Annotated in this window: 1 protein-coding gene; it reads right to left on the reverse strand. The window is 67.9% G+C overall.

Annotation, left to right across the window (positions count from 1 at the left end; all coding sequences use genetic code 11):
- A partial coding sequence (locus SB751_RS35075) for an efflux RND transporter permease subunit (RefSeq protein ID WP_410749626.1) occupies window positions 1-237 on the reverse strand: 237 nt, incomplete at both ends.

The following is a 237-nucleotide window of genomic DNA, read 5'->3' on the forward strand; positions in this document are numbered from 1 at the left end:
GCGTCGCGCACAGCGCGGGCGTCAGCGACAGCGCGAGAAACGCCGAGAAGGCGATCGACACCGCGAGCGCGAGCGCGAACTGCCTGTAGATGTTGCCCACCGCGCCGCCGAAGAACGCCATCGGCACGAACACCGAGGTCAGCACCACCGTGATGCCGACGATCGCGCCGCTGATCTGCTGCATCGCCTTGACGGTCGCTTCGTACGGCTCGAGCCGCTCCTCGACCATCAGCCGCT

This window comes from Cupriavidus sp. SIMBA_020 (genome assembly GCF_046535395.1).
GTDB classification, from domain to species: domain Bacteria; phylum Pseudomonadota; class Gammaproteobacteria; order Burkholderiales; family Burkholderiaceae; genus Cupriavidus; species Cupriavidus campinensis.